We start from the raw sequence: 20901 nt of genomic DNA, 5'->3' as shown, positions 1-20901 counted from the left end.
CCGCTCCGGCGCCCGCCGAGTGTCCGGCGCGTTCAGCGGGTGATCTCCAGATAGCGGTCGATCATCGCGTTCACCTGTTCCGGAACCTCCAGTTGCACGAAGTGCCCGGAGCCGGCGGTCTGCCCGATGTGCGACTCGGGGACGAGTCGGGTGAGGTGGGCGTAGTCGGAGAAGGGCTGGTCGGTGCCGACCATCAGCAGCGGCCGGGCCCAGGTGGTCAGCGCCGCCACGTCGCCGCCCTGCCGCACGTACGCGGCCAGTCCGGCGATCGGCTCGTAGGCGATCTCGGTGGAGGGTCGGCCCATCGCCCGGACCACCCGCTCCACCAGGCGCGGCTCGGAGTAGGGCCGGAAGTACGAACGGACGATCTCCTCCCGGGCCACGCCCGACGTGTCGTCGCGCAGTGATTCGGCCACCTCGCCGATCGCGTCGGCGGCCCCGGGCGGCCCGGCCACCGCGGAGTCCAGCATCACCAGGCCGGTGAACCGACTCCGGTCGGCGGCTGCGGCGGCCAACGACCAGACCCCGCCGAGGCTGTGCCCGATCACCGTGACCCGGCGCAGGTCCAGCGCCTCGGCCAGGGCGCGCAGGTGACCGCCCATCTGGTCGACGCCGTACCCGTCGGGCGAGGGCTGACTGTCGCCGTGGCCGGGCATGTCGACGGCGATCACCCGGGCCGGCCGGGCGGCCAGGTGACGGGCCACCGGTTCCAGGTACGTGTGGTCGCCGCACCAGCCGTGGACGAGCAGGAACGTGCCGCCCCGTCCCGGCCCGTACGTGTGGTAGCGCATCCCTGCCGCGACCCGTCCGTCCACCGTCGCACCTCCCCGGACTGATGTGCCCCGTACTTCCACTGAAGCACGACCCCACACCAGAAGACAATTATATGTTGTATGTCCGATTTACCGCGTTGCCGACACGGCAGTGGACGGGGAGGGGCAGGTGGACGGAGTGCTCGACAGCTTCTTCGCGAGCCTGGCCGAGACTCCGCCCGGCCGCCTGCCCACCACACCCACCGGGGTGCTCCGCTTCGACTTCGACGGGCACGACACCTGGTTCGTCGCGCTCGCCGACGGCCGCGCCCGGGCGTACCGGGACGGCACCGACGCCGACTGCCGGGTGGAGATGAGCCGGGCCTCGTTCGAGCGTCTCCTCGCCGGCCGCGACCACTTCGTCTCCATGCTGTTCCGGGGAGTGCTATCGGTCGGGGGCGACCTCGCCCTGATGCACCTCTTCCGCCGACTGCTGCCGGTGGCCGCCAACAGCGTCGCCGTCGAGCCGGCCACACCGGGTACGACCTTCGCCGAACCCGGTCTGGTCGGACTCCAGCAGGCCACCCGCATCTTCGCCGGCAGCCTGTTCATGATCAGCGAAGCCAACGGGAACGTCGGAACCACGCCGACCACCCCGATGGGCCTCTACTTCTTCGACACCCGGTTCCTGTCCACCTGGGACCTGACCCTCGACGGGGAGCAACTCTCGGTGCTCTCCCACGACGCGGTGAACACCTGGGAGTCCCGGTTCGGGCTGGTGCCCGGCGAGCCCACCCACTACGTCAGCGCGACCACCTCGGTCATGCGGCGACGCCAGGTGGACAAGGAGTTCCAGGAGGAGATCACCCTGCTCAACCACGCGCCCGCACCGGTGCAGTACACCATGCGGCTGGCGGTCGCCGCGGACTTCGCCGAAGTCCCCGAGGTCCGCAGCGGGCTGCGCCGGGACCGACCGGTGGTCGCCCTGGTGGAGCAGGACACGCTGCGGCTGCACTACAAGCGGGAGAGCCTGCACCGGGAGACGGTGGTCACGGCGAGCGAACCGGCCCGGATCGACGAGGACGGGCTGACCTTCACCGTCACGGTCGACGCGAAGAGCGCCTGGAGCACCCGGCTGCGGGTACTCACCCTCGTCCGCGACCTGCACAGCCGCGACCTGCGGGAACGGCTGAACAGTTCCACCGGGCGCTCCGACAGGCGGGTCCTGACCGACATCGCCCGGTTGACCGGGTCGGCACCCCGACTGCGTGCCGACTACGAGCCGTTGCAGCACGCGTACGAGCGGTCCGTGCGCGACCTCGCCGCACTGCACTATCCCGGCCTCAACTACCTCGACGGCCTGCCCGCCACCGGCCTGCCCTGGTCGATGACCCTGCTGGTCCGGGAGAGCCTGATCAGCAGCTTCCAGGCGCTGCCCTTCCTGCCGGAACGGGCGGCCCGGACCCTGCGCATCCTGGCGCTGACCCAGGGCGCACGGGACGACCCGTTCCGGGGCGAGCAGCCGGGCAAGATCGTCCAGGAGTGCCGGTACGGCGACTCGGCAGCCTTCAACGACACCCCCGAGTCGGCCAACTTCACCGCCGTCGACACCACCGCCCTCTTCGTCATCCTGCTCGACGAGTACGAGCGGTGGACCGGCGACGCCGACCTGGTCCGTGGGTACGAGTACGAGGTGCGGGCGGCCATCGCCTGGCTCGACGGCCCCGCCGACCCGCAGCGGACCGGTTACGTCTGGGCCGGTTGCCAGACCAGCCGCACCGAGGAGGTGGGCGGCACCTGGCGCAGTTCGGCGCACGCGATCTGCTTCGCCGACGGCCGTCCGGCCGGATTCCCGCAGGCGACCTGCGAGGTCCAGGGCTACACCTACGACGCCAAACGGCGGGCCGCCCGGATGGCGCGCCTGTTCTGGCAGGACCTGGAGTGGGCCGACCGGCTGGAACGCGAGGCCGCCGAGTTGCAGGACCGCTTCGACCGGGATTTCTGGCTGCCCGACCGGGGGCACTACGCGGTGGCGCTCTCCGCCGACGGTCGACCCGTGGACGGGCTGGCCTCGAACATGGGCCACCTGCTCTGGAGCGACATGGTCCCGATGTCGCGGCGCGACGACGTGGTGCGGCACCTGTTCGGTCCCGGCCTCTGGTCGGGCTGGGGCATCCGCACCGTCGCCGAGGACGAACCCGGCTACAACCCGCTCGGTCGCCACACCGGTGCGGTCTGGCCCTGGGACAACTCGATGATCGCCTGGGGACTGTGTCGGGCCGGGTTCCGGGCCGAGGCGGCGCGCATCGCCGAGGGCATGCTGGAGGCGAGCCGCTACTTCGATGGCCGGCTGCCCGCGTACCTCACCGGCTACGACCGGGCCGCCACCAAGGTCCCGGTGCCGTACGGGCTCGCCGACAGCCCGTACGCCCCGTCCAGCGGTACGCCCCTGATGGTGCTGCGTACGCTGCTCGGCCTGGAGCCGTACGCGAACCACCTGGCGGTGGAGGCCGGGGTGCCGGAGGAGATGGGCCAGATCGAGCTGCTCGACATCCCGGGTCGGTGGGGGTACACCGACGCGCTGGGGCGGGGCCGTCCGTTCCGTGCCCGCCGTACGCCCTGAGGTGTAAGGAGGGGACCCTTCCTATACACGAGGCGTTAGTAGGGGGCCCTTCCTTACCCGCGGTCGGCGGGGGTTGGGGGGTGCCGGTCGGCCCAGCGGCGGGCGATGGCGGCACAGACGACCAGTTGGATCTGGTGATAGATCATCAGGGGCAGCACCAGCAGGCCGAGCGCCTCGGGCTGCACCAGCACGGCCGCCATCGGCAGACCGGTGGCCAGGCTCTTCTTGGCCCCGCAGAACAGGATCGTGACCCGGTCGGGACGGTCGAAGCGGAGCACCCGGCCACCGGCGTACAGCAGCCCGAGCACCAGCGCGAGCAGCCCGGTGACGAGGGCGATCAGGACGGCCAGCCGCCCGGGTGAGACCTCGTCCCAGACCCCGGCCACCACGCCGGCGCTGAAGGCCGAGTAGACCACCAGCAGGATCGCGCCCCGGTCGACCCGGCCGGTCAGGGCTCGGTGCCGCTCGATCCAGCCGGCGGTCCAGCGGCGGGAGAGTTGCCCCGCCACGAACGGCACCAGCAGTTGCAGCACCACCGTGCCGATCGAGCCGGCGCTGACCCGTACCTCGCCGGAGCCCTGGAGCAGCAGGGTGACCAGCAGCGGGGTGAGCGCGATGCCGGCGATGTTGGAGAAGGAGGCGGTGAAGACCGCCGCCGGCACGTTGCCCCGGGCGATGGCGGTGAACGCGATCGAGGTCTGCACCGTGGACGGCACGGCGCAGAGGAAGAGCAGACCCTGGTACAGCTCGGGGGTCAGCACCTCCGGTCGCAGCGGCGCGGCGGCGAGCCCGAGCAGCGGGAAGAGCACGAACGTGGCGAGCAGCACCACCACGTGCAGCCGCCAGTGCCGGGCACCGTCGAGCGCCGCCCTCGGGGCGATCTTGGCGCCGTGCAGGAAGAAGAGCAACGCCACCGCGAGCGCAGCCGCCACCCGCCCCACCTCGGCGGCCGTGCCGCGCAACGGGAGGAGGGCGGCCAGCGCCACGGTGCCGAACAGTGCCGCGATGAACGGGTCGATCGGCAGCCGACGCGGCCAGCGCATCGCCTCTCCTCTCCGGTCGCTCCTGCTCTGCGCCGCCTCGGGGCGGCCGCCCGATCATTGTCGGCCCGGATGGATCAGTGGGAAAGGCGATCATCGCGCTGACTGCCATCACGGACCGTGATAGCTTCTCCCGGGTGTACGACCCTGTTCAGCTACGCAGCTTCCTGGCGGTGGCCCAGGCGCTGAGCTTCACCCGGGCGGCGGCCCGGTTGGGCCTGCGCCAGTCCACGGTCAGTCAGCACGTGCGGCGGCTGGAGGACGAGACCGGGCGACCGCTGTTCGTGCGGGACACCCACAGCGTCGGCCTCACCGTCGACGGCGAGGCGATGGTGACCTTCGCCCGCGACATCCTGGACGCGGGCGACCGGGCCCGGCGACACTTCGCCACCGGGCCGGTACGCGGCCGGCTTCGGCTCGGCGTCTCCGACGACCTGATCTCCACCCACCTGCCCCGGGTCCTGCGCGACTTCCGGCACCGGCATCCGCTGGTGCACCTGGAGCTGACCGTCGACCTGAGCGGCACCCTGCACCACCGGCTCGACGCGCAGCAGTTGGACGTGGTCTTCGCCAAGCGCCTCGCCGGGCAGGAGCGGGGTCGGCTGGTCTGGCGGGACCGGCTGATCTGGCTGGCCGCACCCGACCATCGGCTCGCCCCGGACGAAGCGGTGCCCCTGGTCGCGTACCCGCCGCCCAGCATCTCCCGGGCGCAGGCCCTGGACGCGCTCGGCGCGGCGGGTCGGGCCTGGCAGCTCGCCTGCACCAGCACCAGCCTCGGCGGGCTGGTGGCGGCGACCCGTGCCGGTCTCGGGGTGATGGCCCACTCGGCCGAACTGGTCCCGCCCGGGTTGGTGCCGGCCCCGGCCGGGCACCGGCTGCCGCCGCTGGGCGAGGTGGAGTTCGTCCTGCTGCACCGCGAGAGCGCGCCCGCCGACACGGTGGCCGCCCTGGCCGAGGCGATCCTGACCGCCGGGGCCCGGACCACTCCCACGTCCTGAGCGCCGCCACAGCGGACGGCCCCGCCGGCCGGATGCGGACGGGGCCCATCGGCCATGATCATGACGGGCGTCGCCGTACTAGGCTCGCGCCGTGGACGACACCCCGACGGCGTACCGCGAGGCGGTGCGGCGACTCACCACCACGGCGCCCGGCGCGCGCTACGCGGCGGCGCAGGCCCTGATCGCCCTCGGCGCGACCGACTCCGAGCGGCGGCAGCCGATCACCGACACGATCTGCGCGTGGCTGCGTGACACACCCGCGCCGGACGGCGTCGACACCGAGGAACGTCGCGCGGCGCTGCGCCTGCTCACCGACCGGTTGCGCGGCGCCGGCCCGGCCCCGCGCACCCCGCCCTGGGACGGGATCAGCGTGGACCTGTCCGGCGCGACGCTGCACGACGCCGACTTCCGCGCCTGCCGGCTGCGGGCGGTCCGGTTCGCCGACACCCGGTTCCACGGGGCCACCGCCTTCGAGGGCGCCACCGTCGACCGCGACGCGTCGTTCCCGCGCGCGGTCTTCGCCGACGACGCCACCTTCACCGGCATGCGGGTCACCGGCGACGCCGGTTTCGGCCGGACCCGGTTCCGGGGACGGACGGACTTCACCGGCGCGGTGTTCGCCGGCATGGCCTGGTTCGGCCGGGGCGCCGAGACCTGGTGGGAGGAGGACGAGGCGTGGGACACGGTGGACGAGATCGCCCCGGCGCCGTGGGACGAGCCGAACGAGGACGACCCACACTGGCCGGTCGCGGTCCTGGTGGAGGACTACCAGGACTGGGCGGAGGGTGGCGACGGCGCGCGGTTCGTCGGGGACGTGTCGTTCCGGAACGTACGCTTCGACGGCCCCGCCTGGTTCCACCACGCCCGGTTCGGGGCCCGGGCCACCTTCGCCGGTGCCCGGTTCGCCGGGCGGAGCCACCTCACCCACCCCGGCGGTGACCTGACCGGCGCCCACTGGGCCGGCGGCACCGACGACGGCGAGTCGGAGTGGCCGTTCGGCTGGACGGTCGACGCCGCAGGCGGTCCCCTGACGCCGGACGCCTCGGTCGGGCCGTACACGCGGCAGTTGGCCGATGCCGACCCGGTGGTCCGCGCGGCCGGACTGCGGATCCTGGCCCGCCTCGGCGACGACCGGCCCGAGCTGCGGCAACGCGTCGCCACGGCGCTCTGCGCCTTCCTCCGGGTGCCCGTCCCGTTCCCGCTGGACGCCTCGCACCGTACCGCCGGCCAGGACGCCCTGCTGCGGGAACGGCGGCTGGCGCAGCGGTTGCTCGCCGACCGGCTGCGGCCCGGTCCGGGACAGTGGCGCGGTGTGCACCTGTGGCTCTGCGGCGCCACCCTGGTCGACCTCGACCTGCGCGGCGGCGAGGCCGGACACGTCGACTTCACCGGCGCCCAGTTCCACGGCACCACCCGACTCGACGGCAGCCGCTTCGACCGCGTGTCGTTCAGCCTGGACGGGCCGTCGGGCCGCGCCGTCTTCCACGGTGACGTGGTGTTCGGCACCACGCCGCCGAAGCACGTGGTCCTGCACGGCGCGGTGGCCTGACACCCGACGGTGTCACCGTCCGGCCCGCCGGGTCACGGGTCAGCGGGCCGGGAAGCGCAGCACCCGGTCGTCGCCGTCGCGGACGTCGCCCCGCCCGTCGGTGTTGGAGGTGGTGACCCAGAGCGCCCCGTCCGGGGCCACCTGCACGGTGCGCAGCCGCCCGTACCCGTCGAGACGCGCGGACGGCTCACCGAGCCGGTCACCGTCGAGTGGTACGACCCAGAGCCGCTCGCCGCGCAGCGCCGCGACGTAGGCGTTCCCGCCGGTGATCGCCATGCCGGACGGCGACGCCTCCCGGGTGGACCAGGTGATCAGCGGGTTGGTGTAGCGTCCGCCCGCCGTGTCGCCCTCGCCCTCGACCTCGGGCCAGCCGTAGTTGCGTCCGGCCTCGATCAGGTTGACCTCGTCGACGTCGTTCTGGCCGAACTCGGTGGCGAAGAGCCGTCCCTCCGGGTCCCAGGCCAGGCCCTGCACGTTGCGGTGCCCGAGGCTGTAGACCGGGGAGCCGGCGGTCGGGTTGCCGGGTGCCGGTTCGCCCTCCGGCGTGAGCCGCAGGATCTTGCCGGCCGGGCTGGCCGGGTCCTGGGAGCTGCCGGTGTCCCCGGCGTCGCCGGTGCCGACGTAGAGCATGCCGTCGGGGCCGAAGGCGATGCGTCCGCCGTTGTGGAAGCTGGCCTTGGGGATGCCGGAGAACACCACCTCCGGCTGACCGCCGTCGAGCCGGAACCGCACGATGCGGTTGTCGGCGGCGGCGGTGAAGTAGGCGTAGACCAGGTCGTCGTCGGCGAAGTCCGGCGACACGGCGAGCCCGAGGAGTCCGCCCTCGCCACCGGCGGTCACGCCGGGCACCGTGGTGACCTCGCCGGGTGTGCCGCCGCCCGGGGAGATCCGCAGGACCCGCCCGGTGTTGCGCTCGGCGACCAGCGCGTCTCCGCCGGGCAGGAACGCCAGCCCCCACGGCACGTCGATGCCCCGGGCCAACTCCTCCCCCGCGTCGAGGTCGGGCGCCGCCGACGGGGAACTGCTCGCCGTACTGGTGGCCACCGGGCCCGGATCCGGGCCGGGGCCGGTGGCGTCGGTGTCGCCGTTGCCGCACGCGGCGGTCCCGGCCACCAGCAGTACGGCCAGGGCCGATCCGGCCCACATTCGGTATCGCATTCGTCTCCTTCAGCGGTCTCCTGCGTGTCCCGGTCCTGCGAGCAGCGAACCAGGTGGCGGCGAAAATCAGGGAAAAGGCGGGCCGAGGGGCGTCGGCCTCCCCGGCTCAGGCCGCCAGGGTGGAGATGTCGATGACGAACCGGTAGCGCACGTCGGCGGCGAGGACCCGCTCCCAGGCATCGTTGACCTGCGCGGCGTCGATGACCTCGACCTCGGGTGCGATCCCCCGCTCGGCGCAGAGGTCGAGCATCTCCTGGGTCTCGCGGATGCCGCCGATGGTGGACCCTGCCAGCGACCGCCGGTTGTCGAAGAGCGTGAACATCCGGACCGGCATCGGCTCCGGCGGCGCGCCGACCGTGACCAGCGTGCCGTCCAGGGCGAGCAGGTTCAGGTAGTCCTCCAGGTCGATCTGCGCGCTCACCGTGTTGACGATCAGGTCGAAGCCGTACCGCAGCCGGGTGAAGGTCTCCGGGTCGTTCGTGGCGTGGTAGTGGGCGGCGCCGAGGCGAAGCCCGTCGGCGCGCTTGTTCAGCGTCTGGGACAGCACGGTCACCTCCGCGCCCATCGCGGCGGCGAGCTGGACCGCCATGTGACCGAGACCGCCGAGGCCGACCACCGCGACCCGGCTGCCGGGTCCGGCCTTCCAGTGCCGCAGCGGCGAGTACGTGGTGATGCCGGCGCAGAGCAGAGGCGCTGCCTTCTCGAACGGGATCGCCTCGGGGATCCGCAGCACGAAGTGCTCGTCCACCACGATGTGCGTCGAGTAACCACCCTGGGTGACCGTGCCGTCCCGGTCGGTGGCGTTGTAGGTGTCGGTGAACCCGCGCAGGCAGTACTGCTCCTGACCGGCCTGGCAGTTGGCGCACTCCCGGCACGAGTCGACCATGCAGCCGACCCCGACCCGGTCACCCACGGCGTGCCGGGTCACCTCGGCACCGACCTCGGTGACGACGCCGACGATCTCGTGCCCGACGGTCAGCGGGTACGGCACGGTGCCCCAGTCGCCGCGCACGGTGTGGATGTCGGAGTGGCAGATCCCCGACCAGGCGATCTGGATCAGCACGTCGCGCGGCCCCACCTCCCGCCGACGGATCTGGCCCGGCGCGAGGGGCGCGGACGCGGACGTGGCGGTGTAGGCGCTGACGAGGGTCACAGCTCTCCCAGGTGGGGTGGTCGACGGTGCCGCGTACGGGGTGGCCGAGGGCGGCTCGATCGAGCCTAGCCGCGCCTGCTGACCGGAGCCGGACACGACGACGCGCCGCGACACCCCGCGACGAGGCGGGTACGCGGCGTGCGGTGCTGCGACGGACGGTCGAGGGGGTGCGACGGTCGGCCGAGGATGCTGCGGCGGTCAGCCCAGGGTGCGCAGGCGCTCGGCCAGGACGTCGCGGAAGAAGTCGAGGAACCCGTCCGGATCCGGTCCGGCGTTCTGCAGCACGATGTGGTCGAAGCCGGCGTCAACGTAGGTGCGGACCGCCTGGACGTACGTCTCCGGGTCGGGGCCGACGGCGAACTGCGCGCGGATGTCGTCGTGGGTGACGGTCCGCGCGGCGGCCTCGAAGTTGACCGGGTTCGGCAGTTCGCTCATCACCTTCCAGCCGGTGACCGCCCAGCGGCTGGTCTCCCAGGCCGCCCGCACCGCCTGCTCCTCGTCAGTGGCCCAGGCCATCGGGACCTCCGCGTAGCGCGGCCCCTGACCACCCATCCGCTGGTAGTTCCGCACCAGGTCGGCCACCGGCTCGGTGGCGAACAGACCGTCACCCAACTCGGCGGCGATGGCCACCGACACGGCCCCGCTGGCGGCGACGGCGATGACCGGCGGACGGTCCGGCAGGTCGAACACCCGCGCGTCCTCCAGGTGCAGGTGCTTGCCCTCGTACGAGTGGTAGCCGCCGGACCAGAGCAGCCGGATGATGTCCAGCGCCTCCCGCAGCCGTTCGTGCCGCCCGCGTGCGCTGGGGAACCCCTGGCCGACGACGTGCTCGTTGAGTCGCTCACCGGCACCGACGCCGAGCGTGAACCGGTTGTCCGAGATGATCGCGAGGGTGGCGGCGGCCTGCGCGATGATCGCCGGGTGGTAGCGCACCGTCGGGCAGGTCACGCCGGTGGCCAGACCGATCCGGTCGGTGCGCGCGGCGACGGCACCGAGCACTGTCCAGGTGAACGAGGAGTGGCCCTGGCCGTCCAGCCACGGGTGGAAGTGGTCGCTCATCTCGACGAAGTCGAACCCGACCTCCTCGGCCCGGACCGCCTGCCGGATGATCTCCTTCGGCCCGAAGCCCTCACTGGCCAGCTTGTACCCGATCCTCATCGACTCCCCCGACCTCCGACCGTGCGCCTGGTGACCACTGTCGCACTGTCCGACCGACCGGACGGCGGAATCGGGACACACCTCGGACGCCGACGGCCGGCTCCGTCGGCCGGCGCGGTGGCTGCGACACCTGTCGAGGCACCGTGAACGATTACGGGGAAATGGTCCTACGATTGTCGGGCCTTCGTCCGACAATTGTCGAAACGCCTCCCCAGCGTCCGCAACCGGGCGCGCGAAAATAGTCGGTCGCGCGTTCCCGGAACGACCGAACGGTCTCCTTCTGAGGATTTACTGAGATTCCCCGACCACGCTCGGAGAACCCTCCCGGGAATCGACCGGAACGCTGCCGGAAAATCGCTTCCGACATTCGGCTGCAAACGGTGGCTGATCTCTCCTCGATGCATTGCTAGCAGCCCTGGCCTGTGCTTAGGTGACGGACTAGATCCACCCGATCACTGTGGAGGACATTCATGAGCCCAACCATGCCGGCATCACCGACGCGTCGGGTAAAGCGTTCTGTCGCGGTCGCCGCCGCACTCCTCATCGGCGCTCCCGGCGCCGTGGTGGCACTCACCGGTCCGGCGGTCGCCCAACCCCTCGAATCGCACTGCGGAAACGAGACCGGCAACAAGTCGGTCCAGGGCTTCATCAGCCACGAGGAACTCCGTCGGAGCCTTCGGCAGATCGAGCACACCAGCAACGGCAAGGTCCGTGTCGACGTGGCCGGGCACTCGAATCACGGTCGCGAGATCTGGACCGCGCGGGTCGGTGAGGGCGACCGGGTCGTCCTGATCCAGAGCCAGATCCACGGCAACGAGATGCACGGTACGGCCGCCGTGCTCGACGCCCTGCGAACGCTCGGCAACAACTCGAAGCGGTCCCAGGAGATCCGCAAGGCGGTCACCGTGGTGGCCATCCCCAAGCTCAACCCGGACGGCAGTGAGCTGGACACCCGGCAGAACGCCCGCACGTGGGCCGATGTCGTCGCCGACTTCCCGCAGTTGTCCGACGCCCGGACCGCCTGGAACTACAACACCCGGGTCGGCGGGTTCGACGTGAACCGCGACTTCAACCCCGACCTCGACTACGTGCCCCGGCCCGCCGACTTCCCGGGCAACAGCGCCTCCGTCGGCTGGTTCATCACCCCGGAGGCCCAGGCCGCCCGGGACGTCTACCGCGCGCTGGAGCGGGAGTTCGGCACCGTCGACGTCTTCGCCGACCTGCACAACCAGGCCGCCTGCTACACCGGCGTGGGGATGGACGACTACACCACCCTGTCCATCTCCGGACGCTTCATCACCGACCCGGCCCAGCACGGCACCTGGCCCAAGTTCGACTACGACGCGTCGCGCCGGGTGAACGTCGCGGTCTACGACGCGCTCCAGTCCGGCAACTCCCCGCAGAGCAAGGTCACGCTCTACCCGCAGAACACGAACCTGCCCGGCACCGCGCTGGGTTCGTTCGCGCTGCGCGGCAGCGCCACCATCCTGTTCGAGACGCGCGGCCAGACCCAGTCCTGGGGCCAGAAGCAGCACGGCATGCTGACCAAGCAGGTCGAGGACGGACTCTTCGGCATCGTCGACTCGATCACCGACGGCACCCTGGACGACATCGACCCCGCGCGGTACGACCTGATCCCCGCCCGGATGAACGTCCCGCGGAGCTGACCCCGCGACCACCATCGTCGCCCCGGCCCCGCTACGGCCGGGGCGACGCCTTTTCCCGGCGGGGTTCCGCCGTCCCGCGTCGACGCCGCGGCGGCCTCGCCGACCACGAGCCCCGGCACGTGAAGAGACCGCACATCCCGCCTTCTGATCGGGACTGCGCACCGACCCGGCCCGGACACTGTCCGTTGCCGGTACAGGCCGGTGCGGTGCAGGCCCGTCGTGGGGAGTGGCGCGGTCATGGTGACGAGATGGCGCAACAGATGGCGGCGCGGCCGGTTCGGCCCGGACAGCGCCGACGCGCTGCGGACGGCGACGAGTGCCGCACCGCCGCCCACGGGGGCCACCCCGCCGGGCCGAGCGGCCGGACGTAACCCGTTCACCCGACTGTTCCTGTGGTGCGCGGGGATCGACCGCACCCTCGTCGAGACCCGGTCGGAGCGGTACCGCTACGTCGGCATCGGCGTGTTCATCGTGCTGATCGCGACCCTGTCGGCGGTGATGTTCGCCCTGTTCGGGTCCGTGATCCGGGGCGGGTTCACCGTCGCGTTGATCCCGTTCGCCGTCGGCTGGGGTGTGCTGATCTTCTGGGCCGACCGCTCGATCATGGCCGAGCCGAACTACGGCGACCTCCGTCACGTCGACGCCGGATCCGGCACGCGGCGCGCCGGCTGGTGGTCGCACGGTCGGCAGGTGTCGCAGTACGGCTTCCGGGTGGTCATCGCCATCGGTGCCGCCTTCCTGGTCACCGAGGCCGTCCTGCTGCTGCTCTTCCAGTCCGAGATCCGCCGCGAGCTGGACCGCAGCCACACCGACCAGGTAACGGTGGCGCAGCGGGTCGACTCCCGGGGCGAGACCGCCGAGATCGCCGCGCTGCGGTCCGAGAAGCGGGCGAACGACGACCGGGTCACGGCAGCCGAGCAGGCGGTCACCGAGGCGGCGGATGCCCTGGCCGGCGAGGCGGACGGGTCCAGCGGCAGCGGACGGCCCGGCTTCGGCCAGGTAGCCGCGCAACGTGAGACGGAGCTACGGCGACTGCGCAAGGTCGCCCGGCAGACCCGCGATGAGGTCGCCACCGCCAACGCCGTCCTCGACGAGCGCATCGAAAAGCTGCAGAGCGACCGGCAGAGCAGGATCGACGCGAGCGTCGCGGCGATCACCGGCGACCGCGGGTGGATCACCCAGGAGCGGGCGTTGCACCGGTTCCTCCAGGCCAACCGCGACAACCTGCTGGTATTGGCGATCCCCTGGGTCCTGCGGGTGACGCTGCTCGCCATCGACCTGCTGCCGGTCTCGCTCAAGCTGCTCGCCCCGCCGACCCTCTACGACCGCCGGGTCCGGGCACAGGCCGAACTGTCGGCGTATCGCACCAGGCGCTGGTTGCAGGCAGGACGCGACTCCGTCGACCAGCTCGCCGATCTCGACCAGGTCCGCGCCAACACCCTCTACGACCTCGCCCGCGAAGAGGAGAACTACCGCAAGTCCACCCGCCTGGGTCACCTCAGGAACGGCGGCTGACCAGCCCGCCCCATCCCCGAAGCGGAGATGCCGATGTCACACTCCACACAGGACCTGATCGACGGGTACAGACGATGGGCCGAGCGGGTACGCGCGCAGACGCAGGCCGCCAGCCCGCCCGCTGAACTCCTGGACCTGCGCAAGGACCTGGTCGCCCAGACCTACGAGCTGGAGAACGCCTGCCTGGCACCGGTGACCATCGGCGTGGTGGGTGAGTACAGCGCCGGGAAGTCACTTCTGCTGGGCACCCTGCTCGGCCGTCCGGAGTTGCTGCCGGTCTCGACGGAGGCGACGACCGGCAACGTCACGGCCGTACGGCTCGGCGCCGGGCCACCCGGCTCACCGGTGGAGGTGACGTCCGCCTCGGTGAGCCTGCTGTCGGCGGCACAGGTGTCGGCCGGCACCGTCTTCGTCCTCAACAAGATCTGCAACACGGTCGCCGAGACCAACCTGCCCGTCGACGTGTCGACGCTGCGCGAGTACCACCCGGTGCGGGACGGCTGGACGACCTTCGAGAAGTGGTGCCGCAGGTACGTCTGGCCGGAGCGTCCCGACGGCGCGCTCCCCGAGTCCAGCCTCCTGGCCATCCGGGACTCGGCATGGGAGCTGCTGCGTATCCGTGACGCCCTGGACCGGGCCGGGGAGCTGGTGCACCCGACGAACGCGGGGGCGTCGCGGCCGCTGCACCTGGACGCGTACGCCGAGGGGCTGACCATCGGCGGCTCGCGCAGACCACCGACGTCCTATCCGGTCCGTCCACCGGCGATCCCCCTCTCGGCGCACACCGAGCTGACCGCCACGGTGCTCCGGGAGATCTTTCCCCTGCTGGGGCGGATCACCCTCCAGGTCTCGGTGCCGGCGGACCGCTGGCCGGTCGACCGGCTGGCCGGCGTGCAGGAGGTCGAGTTCCTCGACTTCCCCGGCCTCAACGCGCGCGGCGCCGCCCGCGACGACTTCCTCTCGGCCGCTCTGCTTCGCGACACTCACACCATCCTCATCACCGTGCGGGCGGAACGGCCCGGCACCGAGGTCGCCACGAAGTTCCTGGCGCTGCTGGCCGGGCATGGACGCAGCAAGGCCGAGCTGGCCGATTCGGTGCTCGTGGTGGCCACCATGTTCGACCTGCTCACCCCGCCGGCCGTGCCCACAGGGACACTCACGATCGACCGGCTCGCCCACGCCGACGCCGGCTTCCGGGCCCTGGCCCGCACCGGGTACGAGCTGACCGGCCAGCGCCCGGACCGGATCGCCCTGGCCAGCCTGCTGCACGCGATCGACGTGCATCGGATGCCGTACCAGCCGGACCGGGAGCTGGCCGGGGTGCTCGCCGCCCACCGGACGGTCGTGCAGCAGCGGATGGCGGCCTGGCACGGGATCGGGGATGCGCTCTCCGCCGGGGACAGCGGCGCGCCACTGGCCCGGGCGGTCTGCGCCGCCGCCGAGGACGGCGGCGTCGAGGCGTTGCGGGCACTCGTCGCCCGGCACGTGACGGAGCACGGCGTACGGCTCAAGCTCGACGCCCTGCGTCGGCACACCGCGACGATGCACCAACTCGTCACGACCCTCCAGTGGCACGACGCCAGCACCTCCCGTCAGGCCGGTGACGACGTGGTGGGCGACCTGTTCCGGCTGCGCGACGAACTGCTCGCGGCGGAACAGGTCCTCGTCGGTGGTGCCGCGAAGCTGCGCCCCGGCACCGCCGACCCGGTGTGGCGACAGCATCTGGACGACTCCCTCGACCTGCTGCGGGTCTCCGTGGCCCGCACCGTGTTCGGCTGGCAGGGCTGGGACGAGACGCTCGACGCCACGCTGGACACCGGACGGGTGGTGGTCCCCGGCCACGCCGCCCGTGGACACGTCGTCGACGAGGACGACGACGAGGAGGACCGGCGTACCCACACCCCGCAGAGCGGGGGCGGCGGTGCCGAGCTGCTGACGAACACCGCCCAGTTGCGGCTACGCTTCGCCGGCTTCGTGGGCGATGCCACCCGGGAGGCGGGTCATCAGTTCCACCGGCTCACCGCCCTGTGGGTCGACGAGACGAGCAAGGCCCTGACCTCGGTCTGGAACGGGCCTGGCGACCCGTTCGACGAACCGGACCGGGCGGCGGCGCTCGCCGCGCTGGACCCGGACGGCGGGGCCAACCGGCGCACCTGGCTGCGCAGCTACACCCAGCTGCAATGGGTGGTCAAACGGATCCGTCGACGCTCCGAGGCGCTGGCGCAACCGGCGCCACTCGACGGCCCGGACGTGCCCGACCTGTTCCCGTTGCTGCCCGCCCAGCAACTGCCGTGGGCGACGGCACCCGGGCAGGCACCGGTGACCAGCCAGGACGAGGGGCAGGAACAGCACGTCGTCCGGCTGCTGCGGATGCGCCAGGAGGTTGCCGACGGCGTGCTGCGCATCGCCCAGCAACGCCTGTTCGACGCGCTCGTGGACCTGGCGAACCGGGTCCGGCGGGAGGTCACCGAGGTCCACCAGGAGATCCCCAAGGCGGTGTCGATCGAGCGGCTCGTCGCCGACGCCTCCGCCGACTGGCTCGGCGGGAACGCGCCGCCGGGCGGCACCACGACCGGCTCGGTGTGGCAGCGACTGCTCCGGGACTGGCCGACCGATCTGGATCCCACCCAGGAGGGGGAGGCATGACCGTCGAGATGGTCTTCGAGCCGGCGGCGGGCAGCCGTACCGCCGTGGTGGCACCCGACCGGTTCCGGCTGTACCTGCACCACGGGCGCTACCACCTGCCCCGGGTGGCGATCCGCGCCACGGACGGACCGGTGGAGGTGTGGGACGTCTTTCTCGCCGACGCCACACCGGCCACCGGGGCCCTCGGCCGCTACCTGGCCCGCAACTACCCGACGACGTCGTGGCGGGCCGTCACGGTGGGCGAGCCCCATGAGGTGTCCGCCCCGGTTCCGGTCTTCGAGTACCTGAACCTGCCCGGCGCGGCCGGTCGGCTGGAGTCCGTCCGGCTCACCTGGCGGGTGACCTTCGGCGGCGAGTCGGTGACCACCCGGGACTTCACCCTGCTGCTGGAGTTCGCGGCACCCGACGCCGAGCCCGGGACCGACACCCTCGCCGGGTCCGAGGGTCTGGGCAGCGGGGTGGCGGAGCAACCGCTGCGGCAGCCGGTGACCGGGTACCAGGTGGCCAAGATGTTCGCCATCGACTTCGGCACCTCCAGCTCCACCATCACGATGGTGGACGACCACAAGATCCAGGGCAGCGACCTCGACCCCGCGCAGGACGAGATGCTCCGCGCCGCCCTGGCGGAGCTGCTCCAGTCCGCGGGGCCGGACGACGGCGCGGCCCGACCGGCCTGGCTCGACCTGCGCGACAAGTGCCTGCGGCTGGTACGGGAACGGACCGCCGGCCTGCCGGGCTTCCAGGACCACCCGTTCACCGACGTCGACGAGCTGGTCCGGTTGCTCGACGACACCAGGGAGGGCGTCACCGAGTTCCGGGCCCGCGTGCGGGACCTGGTGATGACCGCGCTGAGGCCGGGCGCCACCAGCGATCTGCTGCTGAGCGCCTGGCTCGCGGGCCGCCTGCACCGGATCCTCGACGACGCCTTCTACACCCCGGCGCTGGCCACCTCGAAACTGATGAAGGTCGAGTTCGACCAGGTCGACAACCCGGACACCGTCTCCAGCACCGTGCACGTCATCGGCACCGACCCGGCGCCGGCCCGGGTCAGCCTGGTCCGGCCGACCGAGGACGAGAGGGGGTACGTCCGCTCGCTCCCGGGTCTCAAACGCGCGTTGGGCCGGAGCCAGCCGCTGGCGCCCGACCTGGCACGCCTGCACTGGAAGCCCGCGCCCAGGAAGCCGGCCAGCAGCGACTTCCTGGTGCTGCACGCCTACAACTGGCTCATCGACAGCGCCCTGCGCTTCGCGGCACGCACAGGTTCGGGGCAGCCGCTGGGGGTGGGCCACGTCGTCGTCACCTACCCGACGACCATGCCGCCGGCCCGCCGGGAACGGCTGCGCAGCCTGTTCCAGGACGACCTGCTGGTGCCGCTGCCGACCTTCACCTACGACGAGGGGGTCGCGGCGGGCATGTACTTCCTCATGCGTGAGCTGCGCGGCAGTCTGTCGGAGGGGATGGAACGGTTCCGCAGTCGCAGCCGTCCCGTCGACGTGGCCGGGCAGCGGATCTGGCGCCGGAACCTGCTGGTGGTCGACATCGGTGGCGGGACCACCGACATCGCCCTGCTCGCCCTCGACCTGGAGGACCGGACCCCGCCGGCCGCGAACGACCCGAGGGCGGGCTGCTCCTACCTGATCACCCCACGGGTACTCGGCTCCACCGGTCATCCGCAACTCGGCGGCGACCTGCTCACCCTGCGGGTCTTCTACTGGATCAAGGCGAGGTTGGCGGACGCGCTGGTGGAGAACCTGCCGGAGCAGGAGCGTCGGCGGATACAGGACACCTACCAGTGGCCCGGGGTCAGCCGGGCGGCCGACGGCAGCTACCAGCCGCTGGCCCCGATGGTGCTGGCGAACCAGACGCTCGACCCGGCCCCGTCGTCGGTCCGCCAGGCGTTGAGCGACCTGCTTCCGACCGACGCCGAGTCCGGCATCTCGACGTACGCCTTCACCGTGCTGTGGACGGAGGCGGAGACTGTCAAGATCGAGTTGGGTCGGCTGGCCGGGCCGGGCTCCGTCACCATCCTCGACACCCAGCTCGACCAGGTCCTCGCCGAGGTCCGCAGGAGCGGTGTCCCGTTGGTGAAGGCCGACGTGCGGGCGCCGTCGTTGGAACTGTCCAGTGCGGACTTCGTCCGCCTCGTCCGGCCGGTCGTGGTCAAGGCGGCCGACCTGGCGGCGGACATCGTCAACGTGCGCCTCCGCGGCGCCGACGCGGAACCGCTCGACCAGGTCTTCTTCTCCGGCCGGAGCGCCCAGATGCCGGTGGTACGCCAGATCGTCGGCGAGACGCTCGCCCGGCGGCTCAGCCAGCACGGCGCCACCGGGACCTGGGACCCGTCGGCGATGGCGGTGGAGACCACGAACGCCAAGCAGGCCGCCTCGCTCGGCGCCTGCTGGGCGGAGGAGCAACAGAACCTGCGCGGCACCGCCGAGGACGGCGCCGGGATCGTCGCCCAGCTCAACCGGGGCGGCAGCGCCGTGATGATCGACGTGAACAACATGTTCCTCTCCCTGCCGTGCCACTTCTTCCTGCGCGAACCCGACGGCGGCAGCGGTCTGCTGCTGCTGGAGGCGGGCACACCCTGCCGCTACAGCGACCGCAACGGCAACCTGGCCGCGCGCAGCCGCTGGTATCCGGTCCCCCGCAACCTGCGGGTACACCGCGACCTCGGTGCCCGCGAGTCCATCGAGTGGGGCGAGTTCCAGTTCCATCTGGCGACCCACGCACTGCGCCAGACCGGGCTGACGCTACCCGGCGAGCCCCCCGCCGACCTGTACTTCCAACTGCAGATCGACCAGGACCTCACCCCGACGGTCTTCCTGTGTGTGGGCGGCACTCCCGACCACCTGCTGCACGAACCGGGGGTGAACATCCTGCCCCGACTCCGCGCGGGGGCCACCGGCCCGGACGGGACCATCGACCGGCTGCCGGTCGCGATCCACGTCGGGGCTCCGTCGACCCGTCACACCGAGCACCGGCCGGACGGCCCGACCCTAGTCTTCCCCGCCGACCCGGACCAGTCGGCGTGGCAGCACCGGATGCACACCCTGCACCCGGACGAGCCGCCGGTACCCGGGATGGTCGGTGAACATCCGCTGCCGGTACCCGTGGACGTCGGCGACGGGCAGCGGCTGTGGCAGTTCGAGGGTGTCGACGCGGCGGGCGACACCGTCGTCCTGGCGCAGCTCGCGCCGCCCGACGGGCCGTACGACCCGGCGGTGCGCTACGTCGCCTCGCTGGACCGGCGAGGTTGGCTGCGGGTGCACCGCGGCTATCCGAGATACCTGACCACCACCCGGCTGACCGACATGCTCGGCCATCCCGGGGCCGTCTTCCACACGGCGATGAGCGAGGGAGAACCGATGTGGAACGAGAACTGGGACCCGTTCACCGGGAGGCACTGATGGATGCGGTCCACCTGGACGGCCGGTCGCTGGAGTCGGCGTTGTACACCCTCGCCCGGCGCGGCGGGCCCCGCGCCGAGCAGGCCCGGCGGGCCTTCGACGGTCTCGGCCAGGCGTTGGCTGCCGCCGCCCACTGGCCGCCGCCCGCTGACGACGACGACCGGGAGACCGGTCGGCTCATCGACGTCGTGCTCCACCACCTGTCGGCCGCCGTCGATCCGGCGTCGACCGTGGCTCGGCCGACCGTCGAGACGACGCCCACCACGTCGGTACCGACCGGCGCCGCCACGTCCACCGCCGACCCCGTGTCCGGCCGTGGACCGGCGCCGGGTCGGCCGGGTCCGGCGCTGCCCACGGCCGAGGTGGTCCCGCTCACGGAGATGTTCCTCGCCGACCGCGAGGTGGCCGCCTGGCGGGACGCCGCGCCGCCGTCCGACCCGGCCCACTGCTGGGAGTGGATGTGGTTGACCTGCCTCGGGTTTCCCGAGCCGCAGGCCACCGAGTGGCGGCGTCGCCTGGCACACCTGGGAGGTGCCGGCGTCGGGCCGCCGAGCGCGTTCGCGCCGGACCTGTCGACCGTGGGCGGCGAGGGACTGGACCTGTCCGGCGCGGAACCGGACGCCGAGGTCTCCATGGTGCTGCACGGACGCGAGGACGACCTGGCGCGGCTGGTGACCGACGTGCTCAGTCTGGCGGGCAGTCACGCGTCGCTGGACCACAGTCTGCAACCGGACCGAGCGGGCAGGCACCGGTTGGACGACGAGGGGCAACTGCGGCACTACCGGGAGCATCTGTGGCGCCGGCTGCGGGAGTACGCGGACGAACCCGACCAGTACGGCCGACTGCGCCGTCTGGTGCTGGTCGACGAGGCGGTGCGTTCCCTGTTCCCGCGCCCGCTGCCCGCGCCGGGCAGTTGGTGGCGGCAGTTCGCCGCGCGGTCCGACGCGCTGCTACGCCACCGTTTCGCGGACCACGACGCCGACATCGTCGTGCCCGCCGGCCCCTATCCGCCCACCTGGCCGCGGCATGGAGGTAAGTCGACCAGTCCGAATCAGGACATGAAGGTGGTGAGCGCGCCGACCAAACGTCGTCCCTCCGTGGAATGGGTGCTCCGGGTCGCCTACCGAGACGCCGACCACACACTGGCCGGTCGAGTGATCTACACAGAGTGAACGGGTTGCCGGCGTACCGTGAAAGATGATGCCGGGTGGCCACCGAGGAACGCTAGCTTC

At 72.1% G+C, this 20901-nt stretch carries 13 protein-coding genes; 8 read left to right on the top strand and 5 right to left on the bottom strand.

The window, feature by feature from the left end; translation table 11 throughout:
- Positions 1-32: 32 nt before the first annotated feature.
- Positions 33-815: an alpha/beta fold hydrolase gene (locus ACFYTT_RS03705; RefSeq protein WP_387257554.1), complete on the bottom strand. Its 783-nt coding sequence runs from the start codon at positions 813-815 to the stop codon at positions 33-35.
- Between the two features lie 127 nt (positions 816-942).
- Between ACFYTT_RS03705 and ACFYTT_RS03700 the strand changes: the two genes are divergently transcribed.
- Positions 943-3375, top strand: a complete 2433-nt coding sequence (locus ACFYTT_RS03700; protein WP_387257553.1) for a glycogen debranching N-terminal domain-containing protein — start codon at positions 943-945, stop codon at positions 3373-3375.
- Positions 3376-3428: 53 nt separating this feature from the next.
- Here ACFYTT_RS03700 and ACFYTT_RS03695 read toward each other — a convergent pair whose 3' ends face one another.
- The gene (locus tag ACFYTT_RS03695; RefSeq protein ID WP_387257551.1) at positions 3429-4418 is read right to left on the bottom strand and encodes a bile acid:sodium symporter family protein; all 990 of its coding nucleotides are present in this window, start codon (positions 4416-4418) and stop codon (positions 3429-3431) included.
- 134 nt (positions 4419-4552) lie between these two features.
- Here ACFYTT_RS03695 and ACFYTT_RS03690 point away from each other — a divergent pair, with 134 nt between their 5' ends.
- Complete coding sequence (locus ACFYTT_RS03690) at positions 4553-5413, top strand: LysR substrate-binding domain-containing protein (RefSeq protein ID WP_357214236.1); 861 nt, start codon at positions 4553-4555, stop codon at positions 5411-5413.
- Positions 5414-5504: 91 nt separating this feature from the next.
- Positions 5505-6962, top strand: a complete 1458-nt coding sequence (locus ACFYTT_RS03685; protein ID WP_131052447.1) for a pentapeptide repeat-containing protein — start codon at positions 5505-5507, stop codon at positions 6960-6962.
- A gap of 39 nt (positions 6963-7001) precedes the next feature.
- On the opposite strand, the gene ACFYTT_RS03680 is transcribed toward ACFYTT_RS03685, so the two are convergent.
- From ACFYTT_RS03680 to ACFYTT_RS03670, 3 genes are all read right to left on the bottom strand, one after another.
- Entirely contained in the window at positions 7002-8120 is a 1119-nt protein-coding gene (locus tag ACFYTT_RS03680; RefSeq protein ID WP_387257549.1) for a PQQ-dependent sugar dehydrogenase, read from the bottom strand.
- A gap of 106 nt (positions 8121-8226) precedes the next feature.
- On the bottom strand, positions 8227-9273 hold the full coding sequence (locus tag ACFYTT_RS03675) for an NAD(P)-dependent alcohol dehydrogenase (protein WP_131052448.1): 1047 nt from the start codon (positions 9271-9273) through the stop codon (positions 8227-8229).
- A 198-nt stretch (positions 9274-9471) separates the two neighbouring features.
- A complete protein-coding gene (locus ACFYTT_RS03670) occupies positions 9472-10431 on the bottom strand; it encodes a TIGR03557 family F420-dependent LLM class oxidoreductase (protein ID WP_176093802.1) in 960 nt (319 codons plus the stop codon).
- A 470-nt stretch (positions 10432-10901) separates the two neighbouring features.
- Between ACFYTT_RS03670 and ACFYTT_RS03665 the strand changes: the two genes are divergently transcribed.
- The 5 genes from ACFYTT_RS03665 to ACFYTT_RS03645 all read left to right on the top strand — a co-directional run bounded on the left by ACFYTT_RS03665 (position 10902) and on the right by ACFYTT_RS03645 (position 20841).
- Positions 10902-12098 (top strand): M14 family zinc carboxypeptidase, encoded by a 1197-nt coding sequence (locus ACFYTT_RS03665; protein WP_387257546.1) that lies wholly within the window; start codon positions 10902-10904, stop codon positions 12096-12098.
- 237 nt (positions 12099-12335) lie between these two features.
- Complete coding sequence (locus tag ACFYTT_RS03660; RefSeq protein ID WP_387257545.1) at positions 12336-13613, top strand: DUF4407 domain-containing protein; 1278 nt, start codon at positions 12336-12338, stop codon at positions 13611-13613.
- 33 nt (positions 13614-13646) lie between these two features.
- Positions 13647-16259 carry a hypothetical protein gene (locus tag ACFYTT_RS03655; RefSeq protein ID WP_387257543.1) on the top strand — a complete coding sequence of 871 codons (2613 nt, stop codon included), beginning with the start codon at positions 13647-13649 and terminating at the stop codon, positions 16257-16259.
- Positions 16256-19669, top strand: a complete 3414-nt coding sequence (locus ACFYTT_RS03650; protein ID WP_387257541.1) for a hypothetical protein — start codon at positions 16256-16258, stop codon at positions 19667-19669. Before ACFYTT_RS03655 ends, ACFYTT_RS03650 begins: the two co-directional genes overlap by 4 nt.
- Complete coding sequence (locus tag ACFYTT_RS03645) at positions 19669-20841, top strand: hypothetical protein (RefSeq protein ID WP_387257540.1); 1173 nt, start codon at positions 19669-19671, stop codon at positions 20839-20841. The genes ACFYTT_RS03650 and ACFYTT_RS03645 overlap by 1 nt, the downstream gene beginning before the upstream one ends.
- Positions 20842-20901: the final 60 nt, after the last annotated feature.

The sequence above is a fragment of the Micromonospora sp. NPDC003816 genome, assembly GCF_042874705.1.
GTDB lineage: Bacteria > Actinomycetota > Actinomycetes > Mycobacteriales > Micromonosporaceae > Micromonospora.
Note: the sequence above shows the minus strand (reverse complement) of the source record. Positions and strands in the feature narration are given on the sequence as shown.

Bases quoted from the DNA above. Each gene is read 5' to 3' on its own strand.
- ACFYTT_RS03695 (WP_387257551.1), bottom strand. From the start codon at position 4,418: ATGCGCTGGCCGCGTCGGCTGCCGATCGACCCGTTCATCGCGGCACTG.
- ACFYTT_RS03680 (WP_387257549.1), bottom strand. From the start codon at position 8,120: ATGCGATACCGAATGTGGGCCGGATCGGCCCTGGCCGTACTGCTGGTG.
- ACFYTT_RS03670 (WP_176093802.1), bottom strand. From the start codon at position 10,431: ATGAGGATCGGGTACAAGCTGGCCAGTGAGGGCTTCGGGCCGAAGGAG.
- ACFYTT_RS03665 (WP_387257546.1), top strand. From the start codon at position 10,902: ATGAGCCCAACCATGCCGGCATCACCGACGCGTCGGGTAAAGCGTTCT.
- ACFYTT_RS03660 (WP_387257545.1), top strand. From the start codon at position 12,336: ATGGTGACGAGATGGCGCAACAGATGGCGGCGCGGCCGGTTCGGCCCG.
- ACFYTT_RS03655 (WP_387257543.1), top strand. From the start codon at position 13,647: ATGTCACACTCCACACAGGACCTGATCGACGGGTACAGACGATGGGCC.
- ACFYTT_RS03650 (WP_387257541.1), top strand. From the start codon at position 16,256: ATGACCGTCGAGATGGTCTTCGAGCCGGCGGCGGGCAGCCGTACCGCC.
- ACFYTT_RS03645 (WP_387257540.1), top strand. From the start codon at position 19,669: ATGGATGCGGTCCACCTGGACGGCCGGTCGCTGGAGTCGGCGTTGTAC.